At 68.6% G+C, this 19,876-nt stretch carries 18 protein-coding genes and 1 pseudogene; 4 read left to right on the top strand and 15 right to left on the bottom strand.

Translation table 11 applies throughout. The features are described from left to right. Positions 1 to 81 precede the first annotated feature (81 nt). On the top strand, positions 82 to 552 hold the full coding sequence (locus tag ACFQ7F_RS07225) for a carboxymuconolactone decarboxylase family protein (RefSeq protein WP_383267373.1): 471 nt from the start codon (positions 82 to 84) through the stop codon (positions 550 to 552). A 24-nt stretch (positions 553 to 576) separates the two neighbouring features. Here the strand turns inward: ACFQ7F_RS07225 and ACFQ7F_RS07220 are convergent. The 7 genes and pseudogenes from ACFQ7F_RS07220 to ACFQ7F_RS07190 form a co-directional block, all read right to left on the bottom strand. Continuing rightward, a pseudogene (locus ACFQ7F_RS07220) lies at positions 577 to 822 on the bottom strand (LLM class flavin-dependent oxidoreductase); the annotation flags it as partial. A 270-nt stretch (positions 823 to 1,092) separates the two neighbouring features. Then, positions 1,093 to 2,244, bottom strand: a complete 1,152-nt coding sequence (locus tag ACFQ7F_RS07215) for an MFS transporter (protein WP_383267459.1) — start codon at positions 2,242 to 2,244, stop codon at positions 1,093 to 1,095. After that, on the bottom strand, positions 2,225 to 2,743 hold the full coding sequence (locus ACFQ7F_RS07210; RefSeq protein WP_383267370.1) for a GNAT family N-acetyltransferase: 519 nt from the start codon (positions 2,741 to 2,743) through the stop codon (positions 2,225 to 2,227). Before ACFQ7F_RS07210 ends, ACFQ7F_RS07215 begins: the two co-directional genes overlap by 20 nt. Then, entirely contained in the window at positions 2,744 to 3,901 is a 1,158-nt protein-coding gene (locus tag ACFQ7F_RS07205; RefSeq protein ID WP_383267368.1) for a type III PLP-dependent enzyme, read from the bottom strand. Positions 3,902 to 3,909: 8 nt separating this feature from the next. Next, the gene (locus ACFQ7F_RS07200; protein ID WP_383267365.1) at positions 3,910 to 5,205 is read right to left on the bottom strand and encodes a DUF6271 family protein; all 1,296 of its coding nucleotides are present in this window, start codon (positions 5,203 to 5,205) and stop codon (positions 3,910 to 3,912) included. Then, the gene (locus ACFQ7F_RS07195) at positions 5,187 to 6,263 is read right to left on the bottom strand and encodes a phytanoyl-CoA dioxygenase family protein (protein WP_383267362.1); all 1,077 of its coding nucleotides are present in this window, start codon (positions 6,261 to 6,263) and stop codon (positions 5,187 to 5,189) included. Before ACFQ7F_RS07195 ends, ACFQ7F_RS07200 begins: the two co-directional genes overlap by 19 nt. Positions 6,264 to 6,356: 93 nt before the next feature. Then, positions 6,357 to 7,871, bottom strand: a complete 1,515-nt coding sequence (locus ACFQ7F_RS07190) for a glycoside hydrolase family 3 protein (protein WP_383267359.1) — start codon at positions 7,869 to 7,871, stop codon at positions 6,357 to 6,359. 281 nt (positions 7,872 to 8,152) lie between these two features. Here ACFQ7F_RS07190 and ACFQ7F_RS07185 point away from each other — a divergent pair, with 281 nt between their 5' ends. After that, on the top strand, positions 8,153 to 8,500 hold the full coding sequence (locus ACFQ7F_RS07185) for a hypothetical protein (RefSeq protein ID WP_383267357.1): 348 nt from the start codon (positions 8,153 to 8,155) through the stop codon (positions 8,498 to 8,500). Positions 8,501 to 8,953: 453 nt separating this feature from the next. Here ACFQ7F_RS07185 and ACFQ7F_RS07180 read toward each other — a convergent pair whose 3' ends face one another. From ACFQ7F_RS07180 to ACFQ7F_RS07155, 6 genes are all read right to left on the bottom strand, one after another. Further along, positions 8,954 to 9,976, bottom strand: a complete 1,023-nt coding sequence (locus ACFQ7F_RS07180) for a TIGR03842 family LLM class F420-dependent oxidoreductase (protein ID WP_383267355.1) — start codon at positions 9,974 to 9,976, stop codon at positions 8,954 to 8,956. A gap of 15 nt (positions 9,977 to 9,991) precedes the next feature. Further along, positions 9,992 to 11,395: a dihydropyrimidinase gene (gene hydA, locus ACFQ7F_RS07175; RefSeq protein ID WP_383267353.1), complete on the bottom strand. Its 1,404-nt coding sequence runs from the start codon at positions 11,393 to 11,395 to the stop codon at positions 9,992 to 9,994. 75 nt (positions 11,396 to 11,470) lie between these two features. Then, positions 11,471 to 12,754, bottom strand: a complete 1,284-nt coding sequence (locus tag ACFQ7F_RS07170) for an aspartate aminotransferase family protein (protein ID WP_383267350.1) — start codon at positions 12,752 to 12,754, stop codon at positions 11,471 to 11,473. Beyond that, complete coding sequence (locus tag ACFQ7F_RS07165; RefSeq protein WP_383267348.1) at positions 12,751 to 13,593, bottom strand: nitrilase-related carbon-nitrogen hydrolase; 843 nt, start codon at positions 13,591 to 13,593, stop codon at positions 12,751 to 12,753. The genes ACFQ7F_RS07170 and ACFQ7F_RS07165 overlap by 4 nt, the downstream gene beginning before the upstream one ends. Positions 13,594 to 13,784: 191 nt before the next feature. Beyond that, the gene (locus ACFQ7F_RS07160) at positions 13,785 to 15,524 is read right to left on the bottom strand and encodes a hypothetical protein (RefSeq protein ID WP_383267345.1); all 1,740 of its coding nucleotides are present in this window, start codon (positions 15,522 to 15,524) and stop codon (positions 13,785 to 13,787) included. Positions 15,525 to 15,680: 156 nt separating this feature from the next. Further along, positions 15,681 to 16,331, bottom strand: coding sequence for a TetR/AcrR family transcriptional regulator (locus tag ACFQ7F_RS07155; RefSeq protein ID WP_383267342.1), 651 nt, complete (start codon positions 16,329 to 16,331; stop codon positions 15,681 to 15,683). A 59-nt stretch (positions 16,332 to 16,390) separates the two neighbouring features. On the opposite strand from ACFQ7F_RS07155, the gene ACFQ7F_RS07150 reads away from it, so the two are divergent. Beyond that, positions 16,391 to 16,861, top strand: coding sequence for a nuclear transport factor 2 family protein (locus ACFQ7F_RS07150; protein WP_383267339.1), 471 nt, complete (start codon positions 16,391 to 16,393; stop codon positions 16,859 to 16,861). Then, positions 16,858 to 17,709 carry an NmrA family NAD(P)-binding protein gene (locus ACFQ7F_RS07145; RefSeq protein ID WP_383267337.1) on the top strand — a complete coding sequence of 284 codons (852 nt, stop codon included), beginning with the start codon at positions 16,858 to 16,860 and terminating at the stop codon, positions 17,707 to 17,709. The genes ACFQ7F_RS07150 and ACFQ7F_RS07145 overlap by 4 nt, the downstream gene beginning before the upstream one ends. A 19-nt stretch (positions 17,710 to 17,728) precedes the next feature. On the opposite strand, the gene ACFQ7F_RS07140 is transcribed toward ACFQ7F_RS07145, so the two are convergent. Then, entirely contained in the window at positions 17,729 to 17,992 is a 264-nt protein-coding gene (locus tag ACFQ7F_RS07140) for a helix-turn-helix domain-containing protein (RefSeq protein ID WP_383267334.1), read from the bottom strand. Between the two features lie 30 nt (positions 17,993 to 18,022). Next, complete coding sequence (gene ggt, locus ACFQ7F_RS07135) at positions 18,023 to 19,834, bottom strand: gamma-glutamyltransferase (RefSeq protein ID WP_383267332.1); 1,812 nt, start codon at positions 19,832 to 19,834, stop codon at positions 18,023 to 18,025. Between the last annotated feature and the right edge of the window lie 42 nt (positions 19,835 to 19,876).

Here is a 19,876-nt window from a genome sequence, read left to right as displayed (position 1 = left end):
GTACTGCCGGGACACACACGCTCCCGCGAACAGCGGTTCCGTCCACGGGACCGACCGATCAGACAGGAAACGGAGATCACCATGGACACCCGTCTCGACTTCCTCGGCAATCCGGTCTCGGCCAAGGCCGTCAAGCACATCGTCGCCGCGGGCAAGGCGCTCACGGAATCGACGTTGCCCGCCGCGACTCAGGAACTGGTCGCACTCCGTGCCAGTCAGATCAACGGGTGCGGCTTCTGCATCGACATCCACACCAAGGAGGCCACGCACGCCGGGGAGACCTCGGTACGCCTCCACCTGGTCGCCGCCTGGCGCGAGGCCACAGTCTTCACGGATGCCGAACGGGCCGCCCTCGACCTTGCGGAGGAGGGCACCCGCATCGCGGACGCCGCCGGTGGCGTCAGCGACGAGGTGTGGGCGAACGCCGCCAAGCACTACGACGAGGACCAGCTCGCCGCCCTGGTGTCGGTCATCGCCGTCATCAACGCCTTCAACCGCCTGAATGTCCTCACTCAGCGGCCCGCGGGCGACTATCGGGCCGGGCAGTTCTGATGACCGGTGGGACCTGAAGCGGCGTCAGCTCCGCAGGGCCGGGATGACCGTGGTGCCGTACCCGTCGATGACGTCCTCGCGGGCGTCATGCATCGCGTACAGCGCGAACTGATCCACTCCCAGCCGCTTCAACTCCCCCATTTTCGCGATGTGTTGCTCGGCGGTGCCGATCACGCAGAAGCGGTCCACGATGTCGTCGGGGACGAAGGCCGTGTCGGGGTTGTCGGCGCGGCCGTGGTGGGAGTAGTCGTAGCCCTCGCGGGCGTTGATGTCCCGCCGAACCAGCGGGCATCAGCAACACAGCGGTGAACAGAGCGGCCCAGGACGCCCGCTCGGTTCCAAGAACAGGCGTCCCGCCACCAGGCACGATGTCGGCGAGACCGTGAAACGGGCCGACACCTTCAAAGAGCACGTCCGATTGAAGGGCCAAGTACCAAGCTAAGAGGGCCCGCTGCGGTACGAGACGGTATTGAATGCCTGAGGTTGTCCGTACGTGGCTGAAGGGCCCGTCGGCTCCGACGGGCCCTTCAGCCGTTGCGGTCAGGCGTCCGCGAGGGCCGGCCAGCGGATCTGGGTGGCGCATACGGAGACCAGGAGCGCCGAGGCCGCGACGGCCGCCATGCCCCACACCAGACTGCTACCGCTTGCTATGAAGCCGATCAGGGCCGGACCTGCCAGCAGGCCCGTCGTCCCCATGGCAGCGACCAGGGCCAGTGACTGCGGGCCTTGCCGTGCGGCGGCGACATAGACACACGGCGTCACGGCCGCGATGCCAAGGCCTACGCAGGCGAACCCGATCAGCGCCGTGACCACGCCGCCCGCAAGCAGCGCCAGGGCCAGTCCCGCACCGGCCAGCGCGCTGCCGAGACGGACGATGCGGGCGTCGCCCCAGCGGGTGCGCCAGCCGTCGGCGAAGAGGCGCGCGAGCACCATCATCACCGAGGTGACGGCGATGCCCAACGGCGCTATCTCCGCCGCCGCGTCGACGACATCTTCCATGTAGAGCGCCGACCAGTCGTTCATGGCACCTTCGGTCACGGTGCCGAACACCATGGCGCCGCCCATCCACAGCGTCATTCGAGACGGCATGCCCGACTTGGGGCGCTGTTTGTCCTCGGGCTCGGGGTCCTGAGTCAGGAGTCCGTTCCTGGCCAGTGCGACCAGGAGCAGCAGGAGGACGGCGGCCACACCGAAATGCGCTGCCAGGGACGGGGTGAACAGATTCACGCCGGAGGCGAGCAGCGCGGCACCCAGTGACCCAGCGCTGAACGTTGCGTGCAGCCGGGACATGGCCGTTCGCCCGTACTTGACCTCAAGCGCGGCTCCTTGCGCGTTCATGGAGACGTTCAGGCATCCGACGGCGACACCGTCGAGGCAGATAACCGCCAGGGCGACCGGGTAGTTCGGCGCCGCGGCCAGCGCTAGCAGCAGCAGGCCCAGACAGAGCGCGGACAGAAAGGTGAGTCGGCGGGAGCCCAGCCGCTTCATCAATATCCCTACGAGCGGGAACGAGGCCGCCGCGCCCGCACCACAGGCCATAAGGAGCAGGCCCAGTTGCGCTTCGCTCAGGTCGAGGTCCGCCTTGAGCGCTGGGAGCCGCGATGCCCAGGTGGCGTACTGGAATCCGAGGAAGCAGAACAGCGCCGAAATCGCCAACTGCGCACGGAGAAATTCATCGCGGATGCGAAACATGTTCATCAGCCTCCTTTGTCATGTAGACCGCGTCGGGGCCGTAACTCTGTGGGAGGGCGACGTCGTGGCGGCGCTGGAATCCATTTGCCGACCAGAAGGCGTCGGCACCTCCTAGCGCGACCAGGGAGATGTGCTCGTACCCTTTCGACCTTGCCGTGTCCATAAGGCGGTTCAGTAGCTGCCCCGACCAGCCCTTGCCGCGAAAGCTTTCAGCGACGACGAAATCGTGCAGATGCAGATTGCGCGAGCGGTAGACGGTCACCTCCCCCCGGGCCAGGTCCGGGTACTGGAACATCGGGTAGGGCAAGGCCAGGCAGTAGCCCACGATCTGCTGCTCCGAGTCCAGTACGAAGCTGGTGTCCGGCGACGCATTCCCTCTGGACTCCAGTGCTTCCCGCTCCTCCGAAAGATCACTGTCGATATAGGTTTCGGCTTCCAGCGCCACGATGCCGTCCCAGTCATCTTCGGCTATTTTCCGTATATGCATGTGCTGGCCCATCTACTGGATACATGCATACGGAAGCGGACTGAACCCGTTGAATCCTTGGGTCATATAGCTGGTGGCGTAGGCGCCGCTGGAGAAGATCCAGACCGGATCTCCCGACGCGGCCGCTCCCGGCACCCGAACGGGAAGGCCTTCATGCGCATAGGCGTCATCGCTGTCACAGGTGGGGCCTGCGACGATGGCCGGAACGTATTCCACGTCAGTTTCCGTATCGGCATGAGAGGGAAACTCAAGCCGGTACTGCAACTCATCCATTTCATAGAGGCCGTTGAACTTCCCGCAGCTCAGATACAGCCAGTGCTGACGTTCGCCGTCTCGTTGCTGTCTCGAGGTCAGACGGGACACATGGGCCCTGATGGCACCGTGGTCGGCGACCAGATGGCGCCCAGGCTCCATGATGAAGTCCAGGACGGATTCCGAGACTTGCCTGAGGCGCTCCATGCCCTCACGGATCACGGCGAACATCTTGTCCACCGGAGGATCAAGACGCCTTCCCAGCTTGTCGGAGTACCCGAGGGCCGGCAGTCCGCCACCGAGATCGACATGGTCCAGGAAGATCCCCCGCCGGTTCAGGGCCGTGAGCACGTCGGCGAGAGACTCGAAGGCGTCGTGCCAGGCGTCGGAGGTCATCTGCTGTGAGCCGACATGGACGGAGAGCCCAGCCGGTGTCAGGCCCGCCGCCCACGCCGCTTCGAGGACGCGTACGGCGTCGGCGGCCGAGCAGCCGAATTTGTGGCTGAGGCCCCAGAGCGCCCCGCCGCCGTCGGTGGCGAGCCGGCAGAAAACCCGGGCTCCGGGGGCATGGGCCGCGATCGCCGCCACGTCCTCCAGGCTGTCGGTCGCGAAGTCCCGTACCCCGAGACGATAGGCTTCGGCGATATTCCGGTCGGACTTGATGGTGTTGCCGTAATGAATCCGGTCAATGGGTACGCCGGTCGCGATTGCCTGCGCGATTTCGTTGGGACTCGCCGCGTCGAAGCCCGCACCCAAGTCCGCCAGACAGGTCAACACCTCGTCGACGGGGCAGGCCTTCATGGCGAATCGGACATCTATCGAAGGCAAATCCCGCAACAAAGTCGCGTACTGCTCTCGTATTCCTGCGAGATCGAAGATGATCTGGTCATGGGTGGCTGCGGCCAAGGCGGAACGCATATGTGTATTCACGCCCGGCTCGCCCGCGTCAGCGCTCCCCACGCCTCGATCAGCAACGCGAAGTCCCCGATGTCCTCGCGCGCTTCGTCGAGCAGTCGCTCACCGCGGGCCGCCAGCAGGTCAGCGAACTCGGCATATCTGCCACCCAGCTTTCGGTAGGAGCGGTCCAGGGCGGCCAGCCGGCGTACATTCTCCGACCGGTCGAGCCGGGTGCTCTCCCTGGCGACTTCGGCGATGGCCGAGGGGCGTACCTGATGCTGCTCGTCGAGGATTAACTCGCCGGTCATCGCCATCCGGTCGTAGACGTGATGGAAGTAGAGCATCGACAGGAAGAACTTCGTCAGCCGCAGCTGGTAGTCCATGAACCCGGAGTCGGTTCGCCGCTCGGCGGTGTAGAAGTTCACGATGTTGCGGTTGTGCAGGACGCCGGGCAGTGCGGTGTCGTACACCAGATGCATGAGGAAGTAGTCGCTGCCGATGGTGTTGGTCGCGGGCGGCAGCGGGACGCGGTCGTACAGCTCGTGCCGGAAGCTGATGTTGCACATGTCGACGCGCATGGGGTCGACGGTCGTCAGGGTCGAGTGGTCCTCGGTGAACAGGTCGGTTCCCGCTCCCCTGAAGGACTTGTCGACCAGCTGCCACTTCTGCTCGTCCGGCCATTGTTCGGGGGCCCACAGGCTCACCACGTCGTAGTAGATCCCGGGGTCGAGCTCCTTGACCTCACCGATGTCCACGGAGAGTTCACCCACGAAGGAGCTGCCCACGAGAACCACCGGCTTGTGCGCGTGCGCCGGGTCGAGGGCGGTCTCGGACACGCCGTCCGCCGCGTCGGCCGCGCGCTTTCCAAGCGACATCAGCTCGTGGTGGATGGGGAAGACGGGCTGCCCGTCCAGGACCTGGTAGCGGCTGTCGGAGTCCCGGCGGTGCACCGACTCGCAGTCGAGCGTGTTGGCGATCAGGAAGGCGCGATTGGTACAGGCGCCGTAGGAGACGTCGGCCGGGAGCATCAGATCGAGGATCAGGTCCGGTTTGGTGACGTCGGCGCGGTGGATCACCTCCTGCAGCAGGTCCCGCTGCCGCGCTTCGTCGAGGTGGTGCACGATCACGTTCGGGGCCCGGTGCGTCTGTGCCTCGCCGATGGCCTTGGCGTGGCCGGCGAATTCGGGCTCGTCGGAGGAGTCCAGGATCAGCAGGTGCACTTCGACGTCGAAGTGCTGTGCCGCGTAGTCCGCTTCCTCGGATATCGCCGATATCGTGGCGGCGCACTCCCGGTTCGTGGGCAGGGTCAGACAGATTTTGCGCATGTCAGCTCTCCGGCCGTCCCCTTGGGTGCCTGCTCGGATTCCTGTCCGCTCCAGGATTCGAGCCCGAGCAGCTTTGCGCCGAGGCCGTTGAGCGTGGCCCTGCCGTAGCGCAGCGACTCGTGCTTCGTCGCGTCGCCGATCAGCGTCTTGTTCCAGTTCGGCGTGGAGAGATGGCGCCAGGAGTCGATCCGGGACCGCCGCATCTCCTCATGTGACTCAAGGGCGGGCATCATCGAGAGGTACTGCACCGAACGCACCCCGCTCTGCGAGGTGTTGGGCGCCACTCCGTGGGCGAGGAGACCGTTCCAGATCAGCAGGTCGCCGGCCTTGAGCTCCGGGCGGATCACCGGGAACTCTGTCCTATCGGTCTCGGGCCTGATCGGATCGCGGTCCGCCGGCTGCCCGGCCTTCCACTGGTCGAAGCGGCGGAACAGCTCGGGCGAGCACTGGAAACCGCCGTACTCCGGCTGGGTGTCATTGAGCGCGATGATCCCTTGGACCCGCTGCGGCGGCACACTCAGGGTGCTGTCGACATCCCAGTGCAGCTCGATGTCGAAGCCCTTGTCCGTCGGCGCTATCAGCGCGCGGTCGCGGTCCTTGATGTTGGGCGGGTTGAGATTGAGCCGGTCCAGGGTCACCCACAGCTCTTCGCAGTCCCAAACATCAACGAACGCGTCGTAGACCCGCTGCGACTGGCGGCTGTCCCAGATGAGCTGGTGCTGGTATGCCTCTACGAATCCGTAGACGTGCAGATCCCTCTCCAGGTCCGACTGGAACTCCCGTTCCCCGTACCAGCTCTCCGGGCGTTCCGGGTCGAGCCCCTGGAAGTCCCAGGTGAATTCCAGCAGCTGACGGGCCGCGGATGCAGGTATCGCTTCCTTGACCACGGTATATCCGTACGTTTGCCAGCAGGCGAAGTCCTCTTCGGACAGTACCCGCAGGGGTTGTGACTTACGGAGATCTCGCAGCGGTGTCTGCGCCAGATACGACTCACCGTCTGCGCTGAAATAGGGGATTTCCGAAGGGGCTCGATGCAGATATCCATCGGGCGTGGGCATGTAGTGCTCCAAACCTCGCATGTGCTGCTGTGCTGTTGTGCTGTTGTGCTGTTGCTGCCAGGAGAGGCAGTCCAGGACGGTCCTGCCATCCGGTCAACGGACGCCGACGAGCACCTCTGCGGCGGCGGTGCCGGACACCCGGGTCGCGCCGTGCGTGGCCAGGTGTACGGCTCCGGGGCGCTTGTCGGTGGGGACGCCCATCTCGACGACCACGGCATCCGGGCGGCGGCGGACCAGGCTGGCCAGGGCCTGCGCCATCCAGCCGTAGCGGGCTACGTCACGGACGACGACGACCAGCGCACGACCGGTGGCTGGTCCGATCGCGACCCGGTCCAGAAGGTCATCTCCGACGGAGAGTTCGGACTCGCCGATACGCACGGACGTGGTGCCGGGACGCAGCGAGCGCAGCGGGTCGGCCACGCCCCACGGGGTGCCGCCGTCGATGGCAAGGTTCATCAGCGGGGTCAGTTCCACGACGTGGGCGTCGCCCACGAGCGGGAACTCGGCGCCGGTGTCCGGCTTGCGGTGTACGTGGACCGCGCGCCGGGCCGCCACCAGACCGATGTCGGAGTGTTTGTCATCGCGGGTCGCAGCGCGGGAGAGGCCCGCGGACCAGCTGGCGAACTCCCGTACCCGAGCGGCGGCCTCGCTGAGGCGTGCCTCGGGCAGGGTGCCGTCGAGGACGCCATGCACCAGCGCGTCGGCCAGCTCCGCGGTGGTGGACTCCTTGGCGCTCTCGCCGCCGACGCATACCGCGTCGACACCGCCAGCCACCGCCTTGACGGTCGCGCCGCCGATGCCGTAGCGGTCGGAGACTGCGCCCATCTCGATGCCGTCCGTCACCACCAGGCCGTCGAAGCCGAGTTCGCCGCGGAGCAGGCCCTCGATGATCCGGTGGCTGAGGGTGGCGGGCAGCTCGGCGTCGTAGGCCGGAATGAGCATATGGGCGGTCATGACCGTGCGCGCTCCCGCCTCCATCGCTGCGATGAACGGCGGCAGTGCGGTCCGGGCGATCGAGAGGGCGTCGGCAGACACCTGCGGCAGGCCGTGATGGGAGTCGACGTTGGTGTCGCCGTGGCCGGGGAAATGCTTGGCACAGGCGGCGACGCCGGCGGACTGCAGACCGCGAACCCAGGCGGCGGTGTGGCGGGAGACGACATCGGTACGGGCGCCGAAGGAGCGGACGCCGATGACCGGGTTCATCGGGTTGGAGTTCACGTCGGCGCTGGGCGCGTAGTTCAGTGATACGCCGACATCGCGCAGCGCGCGGCCGATGTCACGGGCAACCTGCTCGGTAAGGTCCACGTCGTCGATCGCGCCCAGGGCCAGGTTTCCGGGGCGGGAGGCTCCGGTGCGCGCTTCGAGCCGGGTGACGTCGCCTGCTTCCTCGTCGATGGCGATGATGAGGTCGGGATTCTCGGCACGCAGCGACGCGGTGAGCGCGGCGACCTGCTCCGGGCTGACGATGTTGCGGCCGAACAGGACGACCGAGGCAAGACCCTCGGCGATTCTGCGGCGTACCCAGTCCGGAGCGGTGGTGCCCTCGAACCCTGGCTGGAGCACGGAGTTGGCGAGCCAGGTGAGCTCCTGGCGGCTGTTGTCTGCCATGGATTCCTCCGATGTGTACGGGGTGCAGGCGCCGATGGATCGGAAGATCGCTGGGCCAGTGGTGCGCGTGGTGCAGGTCATGCGGGGCATGCAGTTGGTTCAGACCAATCGGATATTGGCCTATACCAATCCTCGATGTCAAGGGGGGAAATAGGGCCTGGAATCGACCGAAAGCGACCTACTGGTAAGCGAGTTGGCGAGAGTTGGCAAAGTCCTGGCCTTGTTTGACGTGACGGTCGGCCGGTGTAAATCTCCTGGTGATCCATTGGCCAGGGGGCTCCATGACCGGCACGACCGCGCCGCCGGGGCTGCTCTCCTGTCGCTACCGGGCCTGCACGCTCGCGGTGAGCGGCTTCCTCACCACCGGCATCATCGGCACCGTGCTGGCGGGCGGCTGGGCCAGCAGGTGCGGACCCACGCCCGCCCTGTTCGCGGGGCGCCTCGCCACCGACGCCCCGGTACCGGTGCCGCGCCCCCTAGAGGTGCTGGTGCGGGTGCGGGCCTGCACCGTGTGCAACTGCGGCGACCTCACGTATGACCACTACTACGGGCTGCGCGAGCACTGCGCCCAGGGCTGCTACGGCCACGCCGCTGACCACCGGCTACGCCGAATTCGCGCTGGCGCGTGAGATATCCGTGGGCGCGCTGCCGGATTCGGTGCCCTTCGAGCAGGGCGCGATCCTGCAACTGCTTCCGCTGACACCTCGACGGCTGGGGCCCTGAGCGCTCGACCCCTTCTCAGTGCCGACAGCACCCACCCCGTACGACGGCCCGCCGCGCGCTGCGAGGGCGTGCAGGGGCAGACTGTCCTGTGTGGTCATTGTGCTGATCTCCTTCGAGGCATCGACACTTCGAAGATCAGCCGGTGACCGTTCATCTCTGAGGGCACCCTCCTGATGCCGGAGCGAACCCCCGGATCAGGTCAAACCCATACACCATCCCCATGGACGCAACCGCCGACAGGGCCGTTCACCCCGCCCAGGCCGCAGGGGCACGACCACCCGAAACGCGTTCTGGCTCTGACCACGGCATACACCCTGGTCAGAGCCACAAAGACAGACGAGTCAGGCTGTACGCCGGGTTCAGTCGCGGAGAGCAGGGATGACGGTGGTGCCGTATCCGTCGATGACCTGTTCGCGGGCGTCATGCATGGCGTAGACGGCGAATTGGTCGACGCCGAGGGCCTTCAACTGCCGGAGTTTGGCGATGTGTTGTTCGGCGGTTCCGATGAGGCAGAAGCGGTCGACGATGTCGTCGGGGACGAAGGCGGTGTCGGGGTTGTCGGAGCGGCCGTGGTGGGAGTAGTCGTAGCCTTGGCGGGCCTTGATGTACTCGGTCAGTGCCTCGGGGACGAGGTCGGAGTGTTCGCCGTACTTGGCCACGAGGTCGGCGACGTGGTTGCCGACCATGCCGCCGAACCAGCGGCACTGCTCGCGGGCGTGGGCGAGTGCGGCGGGTGAGTCGCCCTCGGTCAGATACGCCGGGGCGGCGACGCAGATCTTCACCGCCGCCGGGTCGCGGCCCGCCGCAGCGGCCGCATCCCGTACCGCCTTGACCATCCACTCGGTCAGATACGGGTCGGCGAGCTGGAGGATGAACCCGTCGGCCTCCTCCCCCGTCATCTTCAAGGCCTTCGGCCCGTACGCCGCCATCCAGACCGGAAGTTGGGCATCAGGCTTGATCCAGGGGAACTTGACCACCGTGCCGCCGCCGAGGTCCGCCTCCTGACCCGAGGCCAGCGCCCGGATCACCTTCATCGCCTCGCTGATCCGGGCGAGGGTGTTCGGGGCCCGCCCCGCCACCCGCATCGCACTGTCCCCTCGGCCGATGCCGCACACCGTCCGGTTGCCGTACATGTCATTCAGCGTCGCGAAGGTCGAAGCGGTCACCTCCCACGTCCGCGTCCCCGGGTTCGTCACCATCGGGCCCACGATCAGCTTCTGCGTGTTGGCCAGGATCTGGGAGTAGATGACGAAGGGCTCCTGCCACAACACCGCCGAATCGAAGGTCCAGCCGTAGCCGAAGCCGTTGCGCTCCGCCCGCTTCATCAGGCTGATCACCTGCGCGGCCGGCGGATCGGTCTGCAGGACGAGTCCGAAGTCCATGGTGCGTCGCCTCCCCTAGCCGAGGTACTGAGTGGTGCCGCGCGGGACATAGGCGCCGTGCCCGGCCCGGCCGGTGAACTTCCGCCCGTCGATGACCACTTCGCCCCGCGACAGGACCGTCTCCACCTGGCCGGTGACGTGCTTTCCCTCGTACGCGGAGTAGTCCACGTTCATGTGGTGGGTGTCCGCCGACATGATCTGCTCGGCGGCCGGGTCGTAGATGACGACGTCGGCGTCCGCACCCGGCGCGATCGTGCCCTTCTTGCCGTACAGGCCGAACATCCGGGCCGGGCTGGCACAGGCGATCTCGATCCAGCGGCGGCGGCTGATGTGCCCGTCGATCACGGCCTGGTGGAGAAGGTCCATGCGGTTCTCGACACCCGGCAGGCCGTTCGGGATCTTGGAGAAGTCCCCGCGACCCAACTCCTTCTGCCCCACGAAACAGAACGGGCAGTGGTCGGTCGACACGACCTGGAGGTCGTTCGTGCGAAGGCCCCGCCACAGCGCGGCCTGGTGCTCGCGTGGCCGAAGCGGCGTCGAGCAGACGTACTTGGAACCCTCGAAATCGGGCTCCGCGAGGTTGTCCGTGGACAGGAACAGATACTGCGGACACGTCTCCCCGAACACCGGAAGACCCTCGTCGCGGGCCCTGGCAAGCTCGGCCACGGCCTCCTGCGCCGACACATGCACCACGTAGACGGGCGCACCGGCCACCTGGGCGAGCTTGATCACCCGGTGGGTGGCCTCCGCCTCCAGGAGGGCCTTGCGCACCTCTCCGTGGTAGCGCGGATCCGTCTCGCCCCGGGCGAGGGCCTGCTCCACCAGTACATCGATGGCGAGCCCGTTCTCCGCGTGCGTCATGATCAGCCCGCCGTTGACGGCGGCCTTCTGCATCGCCCGCAGGATCTGGCCGTCGTCACTGAAGAACACACCCGGATACGCGGTGAAGAGCTTGAACGAGCTGACCCCCTCCTCGATGAGGAGGTCCATCTCCTTCAGGGACTTCTCGTTGACGTCCGAGAGGATCATGTGGAAGCCGTAGTCGATCGCGCACTTGCCGTCCGCCTTGGCGTACCAGGCGTCGAGGCCCGCGCGCAGCGCCTGCCCCTTGGTCTGCACCGCGAAGTCCACGATGGTGGTGGTGCCGCCCCAGGCCGCGGCCCGGGTGCCCGTCTCGAAGTCGTCGGAGGAGAACGTGCCGCCGAACGGGAAGTCCATGTGCGTGTGCGCGTCGACTCCCCCCGGAATCACATACTTGTGGGAGGCGTCGATGACGCGGTCCGCTGTCCATGCCTCGGCGGCGCCCGATCCGTGCGCGGCGAGCGCGGCGATCCGGCCGTCCTCGATCAGCACATCGGCATGGGTCTCTTCGGCGGCGGTGATGACGAGTCCGCCACGGATCAGGGTGCGGGTACTCATGATGGGGCGCTCCCTTTCATGCTCGTACGTATCTGCACGTTCAAGCTCGTACGTTCCTGTCGGCAGACACGCGAACTAGACGCTCCGCAGGGCCTGTTCGAGGATGCCTGCCCCTTCTTCCGCCTCCGCGACGGTCAGCGAGAGGGGCGGGGCGATGCGCAGGACGCTGGTGTCGTGGCCGCCTCCCTTGCCGATCAGGAGCCCGCCCTCGCGGGCCGCTTCGAGCACGGCGGCGGCCGCCCGCGGATTGGCGTCGCCCGTCTCGGGGTCGATCAGCTCGACACCGATCATCAGGCCCCTGCCGCGCACTTCGCGTACGACGGGCAGCTGGGCGCAGATGGCGCGCACCCGCTCGATGAGCAGACCGCCGACGCGCCGCGCGTTGCCCTGGAGGTCGTGTTCCAGGAGATACGTGAGGTTGGCGAGGCCTGCCGCCATCGTGACCGGTGAGCCGCCGAAGGTCGAGATGGAGTTGGAGTCGAGGGAGTTCATGACGTCGGCGCTCGCGACGACGCCGCCGATGGACATGCCGTTGCCGATGCCCTTGGCGAAGGTGAGGATGTCCGGCGGTCCTTCGGCGGCGTGCGCCTGCCAGCCCCAGAAGTGGTCGCCCGTACGCCCCCAGCCGGTCTGCACCTCGTCCGAGATCCACAGGACGCCGTGCTCCCGCAGGACCTCACGGAAGGCGGCGTACAGACCGTCCGGAGGCGAGGTGAAGCCGCCGACGCCCTGAACGGGCTCGGCGATCAGCGCCGCCGCTCCCCCGCGCGCCTGCCCGAGCATGTCCTTCAGGTCGGCGACACAGGCCTCGATGAACTCGGCGTCGCTCAGGGCCGCGTACGGCCCTCGGCTGCGCACACCTCCGTGCACGTACAGCGTCTGGAGCGGCGAGAGGCTGGTCGGCGACCAGGCGTTGTTGCCGGTGATGCCGACGGCCGTGAAGGAGCGGCCGTGGTAGCTGTTGCGCATCGCCAGGATCTGGTTGGAGCGGCGGTGCGCGGTGGCCAGGAGCAGGGCCGTGTCGTTGGCCTCGGTCCCCGACGTGGTGAAGAAGACGCGGGCGTCCGGGATGCCGGAGAGGCCCGCGACGCGCTCGGCGAGGTCGATCATCGGCCGGTTGAGGTAGAGCGTGGACGAGTGGATGATCCGCCCGGCCTGCTCACTGACCGCCTTGGTGACCTCGGGCAGCGCGTGGGCGGTCATGGTGGTGAGGATGCCGCCGAAGAAGTCGAGGTACTGCTTGCCGTCCGCGTCCCAGACGTGGCGGCCCTCGCCGTGGGTGATCTCCAGCGGGTCGGCGTAGTAGAGCGCGAGCCAATCGGGCAGGACGGCCCGGTGGCGGGTGTGGAGGTCATTCACGGCTGTACCAGCCCTTCGTACGCGTCGGGGCGGCGGTCCCGGTAGAACGCCCACTGCTGGCGTACTTCCTCGACCAGGCCCAGGTCCAGGTCCCTGACGACGAGTTCCTCGGTCTTGTCGCTCGCCGTCTCGCCGACGAACTGTCCGCGCGGGTCGACGAAGTACGACGTTCCGTAGAAGTCGTTGTCGCCGTACTCCTCGACGCCCACGCGGTTGATCGCGGCGATGAAGTATTCATTGGCGACGGCCGCCGCGGGCTGTTCGAGCTGCCAGAGGTGGGCGGAGAGGCCGCGGGATGTCGCCGAGGGGTTGTAGACGATCTGGGCGCCGTTCAGGCCCAGCTGGCGCCAGCCCTCGGGGAAGTGACGGTCGTAGCAGATGTAGACGCCGACCTTGCCCACCGCCGTGTCGAAGACGGGCCAGCCCGCGTTGCCCGGCTTGAAGTAGTACTTCTCCCAGAAGCCCTTGACCTGCGGGATGTGGTGCTTGCGGTACTTCCCGAGATACGAGCCGTCGGAGTCGATCACCGCTGCGGTGTTGAAGTAGAACCCGGACTGCTCGACCTCGAAGACCGGAACGACGATGACCATGCCCGTCTCGCGTGCGAGTTCCTGCATCCGCGTGACCGTGGGCCCTTCCGGCACGGATTCGGCCCACCGGTAGTGCTCGGCCTCCTGCACCTGGCAGAAGTAGGGGGCGTTGAACACTTCCTGAAAACCGATGATCTTCGCACCCTGGCGGGCCGCCTCGCGGGCGTGCTCCTCGTGCTTGGCAATCATGGATTCGGTGTCGCCTGTCCAGGTTGCCTGGACCAGTGCGGCGCGTACGACGTTGGCCATGAGCTGCTCCTTCGACGGGACGTCAGAGAGCTTCTACGCCCGTAGACTTGATGCGTAGAGCAGAAAACGTAAGCCTCGTCGCCGGGCGGGGCAAGACCATCGCCGTTAACCGGCGCAGTCGATCATGTTTCGCACCCGAGCGGACGAGAACCGGGCAAGAACGCACAAACGAAGCGGGCGTGTCAGGCCCGTCAGGCACTGAATCCGGCGACGCGCAGCGCGTGCACGAGATCCCAGTGGCGCTCGTCCGACACCCCCTGGGCGGCCTGGAGGAGCAGCGGGATGAGGCGGTACGGATCGGTGTGCGCGCAGGTGGCCACGTCCTCGGGGGTACGGACGCGGAGATAGGCGTCGAGCAGGGCGCGGGCCTCGCGCTCGCGGCCCTCGTCCATCAGCGCGAGCACCGCCTCCGCGATCTCCGGGGCGGGCCGTGCGACCCCCTGCCGCAGCAGCTTGCGGCAGTCGTCGGCGCGGCCTGCCATGGCGAGAGCGTCGGCCAGCGAGACGAGCGGTTCGGGCGGCAGCGACGCGGCCTCCCAGAGCAGCGTCGACCAGTCGACCCCCAGCCCCGCGCGATGCAGCTCACCGGCGAGCGCGGGAAGGCGGGACGCGGGCCAGCCCGCCGCCTCGACGAGTACGCCGTGCGCCTCGCCGCTGCGGCCCTCGGCACGGAGCCGCACCAGGGCGGCGACGGTCTCTGCGGTGGCCTGCTCGGCCTCGCGGTCCGCTGCGACGAGGTCATGCCCCACGGCTTCATCGGTGCCGCCCTGCCCGTCGGGGGCGTGCGCGAACCGGGCGCCGCGCGGCCTGTTCTCGGCAGGCGGCAGCGTGGCCGTATCCGGCACGGCGAGCGAACCGGCTTCGGCGGCTTGCGCGTCCGTGTCCGCCCCGGAGAACCCCGCGAAACGGGCGCCTCGGGGGCGGCGCGGGCGGCGGAACGTGTCGCGTGGCTTGCGGCCCAGTTTCGGGACGCGGGGGGCGTCGCGGGGCGGCGGCGGGGTGTCGGGGTCCGAGGCGGATTCGGAGCCGGAGCCGGATTCGGTCGAAGTGGGGCCGGAGTCGGCCGAGCTGGAGTTCGAGCCGGAATCGGAGTCGACGGAGAGCGTGCGGGAGTCGGGAATCGGGGCGCTCCCGTCGGCCGGGGATGTCCCGAACTCTCGCGTCCGGGGCTCAAGTCCCGGCACAGGGGCGTCGAGTTCGCCCCCCGCGTTCTCCGGGGCCCCCGCGGCTGCGACTCCGAGGCCGTCCGTGCCCCGCGGCCTGAAGGAGGTCGACACCCCGAAAGGGGTCGACTCGTGCTCGTCGGAGTCGTCGAACTCCTCGGCTCCGAAGTCCCCCATCGACCAGCTCCTGAAGCCGCCCGGCGCAGGAGCGGCGGAGGCACCGGCCGCCCGGGCGTCGAAGTCATCCACCTCCTCCCCCGCGAAGTCGTCCGACAGCGGCGTCCCGAAGTCGACCCACTGCGGGCGATCCGCCCGGTCCAGCCGCTCGATGCGCTCCCGGATCTCCGCGCATCGCGCGGTCGCCCGCTCGTGGTCGTCGCGGGACCAGGCCAGATCGCGGCTGAGCCGCTCCACCTCGTCCGGCGTGACCGCGGCCGCGAGCGAGCGGCCCAGTTCCGCCTGGCGCTCCACGGCGAACCGCTGCTCGGTGAGCATCATGTCGAGGCGCTCGCCGAGCAGCCCGCGGCCACCGGGCCGCGCGTCGTGCGCGGCCAGCGACGCACCGTGCAGCTCCCGCGCGAGGCCCGTCTCGCGTTCGGCGGCCTGCGCCCCGCAGCCCGCGGCCAGATCGCGCAGCAGCGCCTCCATCACATCCCAGGGAGGCACTTCCACTCCGTCCAGGCAGGCCTGCATCCCGTCCGGGTCGCGGGACCAGAACACGCCGCACCACCCGGCGCCCCGATCCAGCTGCGCCAGGAGGTTCCTCAAGTAACTCGCGAACTCCCGAACATGGTCAGGGAGTTGTCCTACTGCCATCCGAGCCAGCACCGCCCATGGGAGACAGGGAGACTTCCGGTCCGGAACATAACACCAGTCGTGTTACGGGACGACTACACGGAGTTTTCCCGGCCACTCAGCGGCGCCTCACAAGTCGCCTTCCGCACCATCCGCACCGCGGGCGAGAACCGTGGCGCACAGCCGCCGCAGCCCCGCGTGCAGCTGCCCCGGACTCGCGCCCTGACCGGCCAGATGCTCGACCAAGTCGCTGCGGACGGCGGCGAGCAGCACGTGCGCGAGATAGTCGGCGCCCTCACGTCCGTGTACGCCGACCAGCATCCCGGCCACTTCCGAGTGCCACAGGTCGTAGGCCGGATTGAGGTAAGGACTGCCGGTCCCCGCCCGATCGAGGGCGAGCATCAGCGCGCGCTGGCTCAACTTGAGGTCGAGAAGTGCGGACATGAGCGCGGGCAGCCGCTCGGCCACCGGCGTGCCGGGACCCAGTGGCGGGGGTCCGTCGACGACTTGCTCGCGCAACTCCTGCGTCTCCTCGACGACCAGGGCTCTGACCAGGCCGATGCGGTCGGAGAAGTGCCGGAAGACCGTGCCTTTGCCGGCGCCGGCGGCCTGGGCGATATCGGCCATCTTGACGCTGTCGGGATCGGCGGCGTCCTGGAACAGCCGGGCGGCGGCGGCCAGCAGCGCGGCCCTGTTGCGGACGGAGTCGGCTCTCTCCTTGCGGGCGGTGATGGTTCCTCCTCGGTGGGCGGTACGAGCGGTACGAGCAGACCCCAGCATAAGTCGACCCTGGGTCCGGTACTTGTAACCGGACCCGGGGTCAGGTTAACGTCGTCGGCATGACGACTCACCCCGCAGCACCTCCCACCACCCACCCCTCGGCGACCGACGTGTTCACCCGCTCCCTCGACCTCCTCCTCGCCAAGGACATCGACGGCTGGGTCTCCCTCTGGGCACCGGACGGAGTCTTCGAATTCCCCTTCGCGCTCCCCGGGACCCCGCACCGGCTCGTCGGCCGCGACGCCGTGCGCGACTACATGGCCGACTACCCCGACCACATCGACCTGCGGAGCTTCGAGGACCTGGCCGTCCACCGCACCGACGACCCCGGGACCATCGTCGTCGAGCTGCGCGGCACAGGCCGTGCGGTCGCCACGGGGCGCCCCTTCGACATGCCGTACATCCAGGTCGTCACCGTCCACGACGGGCGGATCACACGCTTTCGCGACTACTGGAACGGCGCCCTTGCCGCAGACGCCTTCGACGGCGAGATCCCCGTCGGCGCCACTCACTCCGGAGAGACCCGATGACCAAGCGCTTCCTCATCACCGGCGGCACCGGCACCACCGGCCGCCGCGTCGCGACCGCGCTGGCCGACCGAGGCACGTCCGTACGCGTCGGAAGCCGCACCCCGGCGCCGGGCACCCGCCAGGTCCCCTTCGACTGGGCCGACCCCACCACCCACGGCCCCGCCCTCACGGGCACGGACGGCGTCTATCTGGTGCCGCCCATCGGGGACGCCGAGCCCGCCCGGCTCATGGTGCCGTTCCTGGAGCGCGCGCTGGACGCGGGCGTGCGCCGCTTCGTGCTGCTGAGTTCCTCCGCCATCGCCGAGGGCGGACCCGGAGCCGGTGAGGTCCACGCCGCACTGCGTCAACTGGCCCCGGAGTGGGCGGTGTTGCGTCCCTCGTGGTTCATGCAGAACTTCGTCACGCTCGGCCACCCGCACATCGAGAACATCCGCGCCGCGGATGAGATCGTGACGGCCACCGGGCAGGGGCGGGTGGCGTTCGTCGACGCGGACGACATCGCCGCCGTCGCCGTACGGGCCCTGACGGACGAGCGGCCGCACAACGCGGCGCACCTGATCACCGGGCCACAGGCGCTCAGCTACGCGGACATCGCGGAATCGGTCTCCAAGGTCTCGGGGCGCGAGATCCGCCATCGCTCCGTCCCCGTGGCGGACTTGCGCGAGCGGCACATCGCCACCGGGATGCCAGAAGCGTTCGCGCGCGTGCTCGCGGCCATGGACGACGGCATCGCGCACGGCTCCGAGGACCGCGTGGACCCCACCGTCGAGCGGATCACCGGCCGTCCGGCCCGCAGCTTCGCGGACTTCGCCGCCGAGCATGCAGCCGAGTGGTCACCGACGCCATGACGCATGGCGTCGGCAGCCCTCACACGGGGGCGAGCGGCGGCGCCAGGACGCACGCCTGAGCCACCTCGTCCAGCGAGAGACCCAGCGTCACCGCCAGCGCCGACACGGTGAAGAACGCGGGCGTCGGGGCCCGCCCCGTCTCGATCTTGCGGAGCGTCTCCGCGGAGAGCCCTGCGCTCCCGGCCACCTCCACCATGCTCCGCTCGCCGCGCGCCGAACGCAGCAGCAGACCGAGCCGCTCGCCGCGTTCGCGCTCTTCCGGGGTCAGGGGGGTGCGCACCATGCGGTCACTCTAGTCCGGCCCCCGCCCGCGTCAGCCGGGCCGCACCACCATCGCCGACCCGCCACCCCGGCGTACCTTCTCCGCCGCGGCGAGCCACTTCCCGCCCGGCAGCCGCTGCACTCCGGTGGCCGCCCCGATCTCGGGGTTCTGCTTGAAGGAGTGCCCGATCGCCTCCAGGTCGGCCCGCACCGGGCTGTCCCACAGGCCGGGCTCCAACTCGGTCTGTGCGGCGTTGCGTTGACTCGCGCGGGGCGCGGCGATCGCGTCGACGAGCGGAAGACCCCGGTCGACGAACCCCGTGAGGGTCTGCAGGACCGTCGTGATGATCGTGGCACCGCCCGGTGAGCCGAGCGCGACCACCGGCTCGCCCTTCTCCAGGACGATCGTCGGCGCGATCGACGACCGGGGCCGCTTCCCCGGGCCCGGCAGGTTCGGGTCGTGCACGGCCGGGTCGGCCGGCGCGAAGGAGAAGTCGGTCAGTTCGTTGTTGAGCAGGAATCCGCGCCCGGGCACGGTGATCGCGCTGCCGCCCGTCGACTCGATGGTCAAGGTGTAGGCGACGACGTTGCCCCACTTGTCGGCGGCCGTGAGGTGCGTCGTGTTCTCCCCCTCATACGTGGTCGGGGCGGCCTTGTCGCCGGACTTGCAGGCCGCCGGATCGCGCGGGTCCCCCGGCGCGAGCAGGCTCTTCAGGACCGCGTCGTCGCGGATCAGGCACTCCCGCGAGTCGGCGAACTTCTGCGAGAGCAGTTCCTTGGTCGGTACGTCCTCGAAGGCGGGGTCCCCCACCCAGCGCCCGCGGTCGGCGAAGGCGACGCGACTCGCCTCGATGTACCGGTGCAGGTACTTCTTCTTCGAGGCCTTCGAAAGGTCGGTCCGCTCAAGGATGTTGAGCGCCTCACCGACACTCGTGCCGCCGGATGACGAGGGAGCCATCGAGTAGACGTCGAGCCCGCGGTACGAGGTCTTCGTCGGCGCCTGCCGCTTCGCCCCGTAGGCCTTCAGGTCCTTCGCCGACAGATCGCCGCGCCGCACCACACGCCCCGACGCCGGGTCGACCGGCGGCTTGTTCACGGTCCGCACGACGTCCTTGCCGATGCCGCCCCGGTACATCGCCCCGACGCCCTTGCTCCCCAACTCCGCGTACGTACGCGCGAGATCGGGGTTCTTGAACGTCGAGCCGACCACGGGCAGCTCGCCGCCGGGCAGGAACAGCTTCGCAGTGTCGGGGAAGTCGGCGAACCGCTTCTGGTTCGACTCGGTCTGCGAGCGGAAGGTCCCGTCCACCGTGAACCCGTCGCGCGCGAGCCGCTCGGCGGGCTTCAGGAGCGTGCCGAGCCGCTTGCTGCCCCATGCGTCGAGCGCGGACCGCCAGGTCGCGGGGGTGCCGGGCGTGCCCACGCCCAGGCCGCTCGTGACGGCGTCCGCGAAGGGGATCGGCTTGCCGTTCTCCAGGAAGAGGCCGGAGTCGGCGGTGCGCGGAGCCGTCTCGCGGCCGTCGATCGTGCTCACCTTGTGGGTCTTCGCGTCGTAGTGGACGAAGTACCCGCCACCCCCGACACCCGAGGAGTAGGGCTCGGTCACGCCGAGGGCCGCCGCGGTGGCGACCGCCGCGTCCACCGCGTTGCCGCCCTTCTTGAGGACCTCGATCCCGGCGGCCGACGCGTCCGCGTCGACGCTGGAGACGGCACCGCCGTAGCCGACGGCCACCGGCGTCTTCTCCGGGGGCGACGAAGCCGGTTCAGCCGAGCGCGGAGACGAAGCGGGCACGGCCGCTCCGACCGACACCAACACCCCTCCGACCGCCAATAGCGTCAGATTCCGTACGACAGCACGACGCATCCGTACCTCCAGTCAACAACCGTCCGCGCAGCGTAACTTCGC

Origin of the sequence: Streptomyces sp. NPDC056486, assembly GCF_042795295.1 — a bacterium.
GTDB lineage: Bacteria > Actinomycetota > Actinomycetes > Streptomycetales > Streptomycetaceae > Streptomyces.
Note: the sequence above shows the minus strand (reverse complement) of the source record. Positions and strands in the feature narration are given on the sequence as shown.

What these genes read in the sequence shown, in the direction of transcription:
- ACFQ7F_RS07225 (WP_383267373.1), top strand. Translation starts at nt 82, where the DNA reads ATGGACACCCGTCTCGACTTCCTCGGCAATCCGGTCTCGGCCAAGGCC.
- ACFQ7F_RS07215 (WP_383267459.1), bottom strand. Translation starts at nt 2,244, where the DNA reads ATGTTTCGCATCCGCGATGAATTTCTCCGTGCGCAGTTGGCGATTTCG.
- ACFQ7F_RS07210 (WP_383267370.1), bottom strand. Translation starts at nt 2,743, where the DNA reads ATGGGCCAGCACATGCATATACGGAAAATAGCCGAAGATGACTGGGAC.
- ACFQ7F_RS07205 (WP_383267368.1), bottom strand. Translation starts at nt 3,901, where the DNA reads ATGCGTTCCGCCTTGGCCGCAGCCACCCATGACCAGATCATCTTCGAT.
- ACFQ7F_RS07200 (WP_383267365.1), bottom strand. Translation starts at nt 5,205, where the DNA reads ATGCGCAAAATCTGTCTGACCCTGCCCACGAACCGGGAGTGCGCCGCC.
- ACFQ7F_RS07195 (WP_383267362.1), bottom strand. Translation starts at nt 6,263, where the DNA reads ATGCCCACGCCCGATGGATATCTGCATCGAGCCCCTTCGGAAATCCCC.
- ACFQ7F_RS07190 (WP_383267359.1), bottom strand. Translation starts at nt 7,871, where the DNA reads ATGGCAGACAACAGCCGCCAGGAGCTCACCTGGCTCGCCAACTCCGTG.
- ACFQ7F_RS07185 (WP_383267357.1), top strand. Translation starts at nt 8,153, where the DNA reads ATGACCGGCACGACCGCGCCGCCGGGGCTGCTCTCCTGTCGCTACCGG.
- ACFQ7F_RS07180 (WP_383267355.1), bottom strand. Translation starts at nt 9,976, where the DNA reads ATGGACTTCGGACTCGTCCTGCAGACCGATCCGCCGGCCGCGCAGGTG.
- hydA (WP_383267353.1), bottom strand. Translation starts at nt 11,395, where the DNA reads ATGAGTACCCGCACCCTGATCCGTGGCGGACTCGTCATCACCGCCGCC.
- ACFQ7F_RS07165 (WP_383267348.1), bottom strand. Translation starts at nt 13,593, where the DNA reads ATGGCCAACGTCGTACGCGCCGCACTGGTCCAGGCAACCTGGACAGGC.
- ACFQ7F_RS07155 (WP_383267342.1), bottom strand. Translation starts at nt 16,331, where the DNA reads ATGCTGGGGTCTGCTCGTACCGCTCGTACCGCCCACCGAGGAGGAACC.
- ACFQ7F_RS07150 (WP_383267339.1), top strand. Translation starts at nt 16,391, where the DNA reads ATGACGACTCACCCCGCAGCACCTCCCACCACCCACCCCTCGGCGACC.
- ACFQ7F_RS07145 (WP_383267337.1), top strand. Translation starts at nt 16,858, where the DNA reads ATGACCAAGCGCTTCCTCATCACCGGCGGCACCGGCACCACCGGCCGC.
- ACFQ7F_RS07140 (WP_383267334.1), bottom strand. Translation starts at nt 17,992, where the DNA reads ATGGTGCGCACCCCCCTGACCCCGGAAGAGCGCGAACGCGGCGAGCGG.
- ggt (WP_383267332.1), bottom strand. Translation starts at nt 19,834, where the DNA reads ATGCGTCGTGCTGTCGTACGGAATCTGACGCTATTGGCGGTCGGAGGG.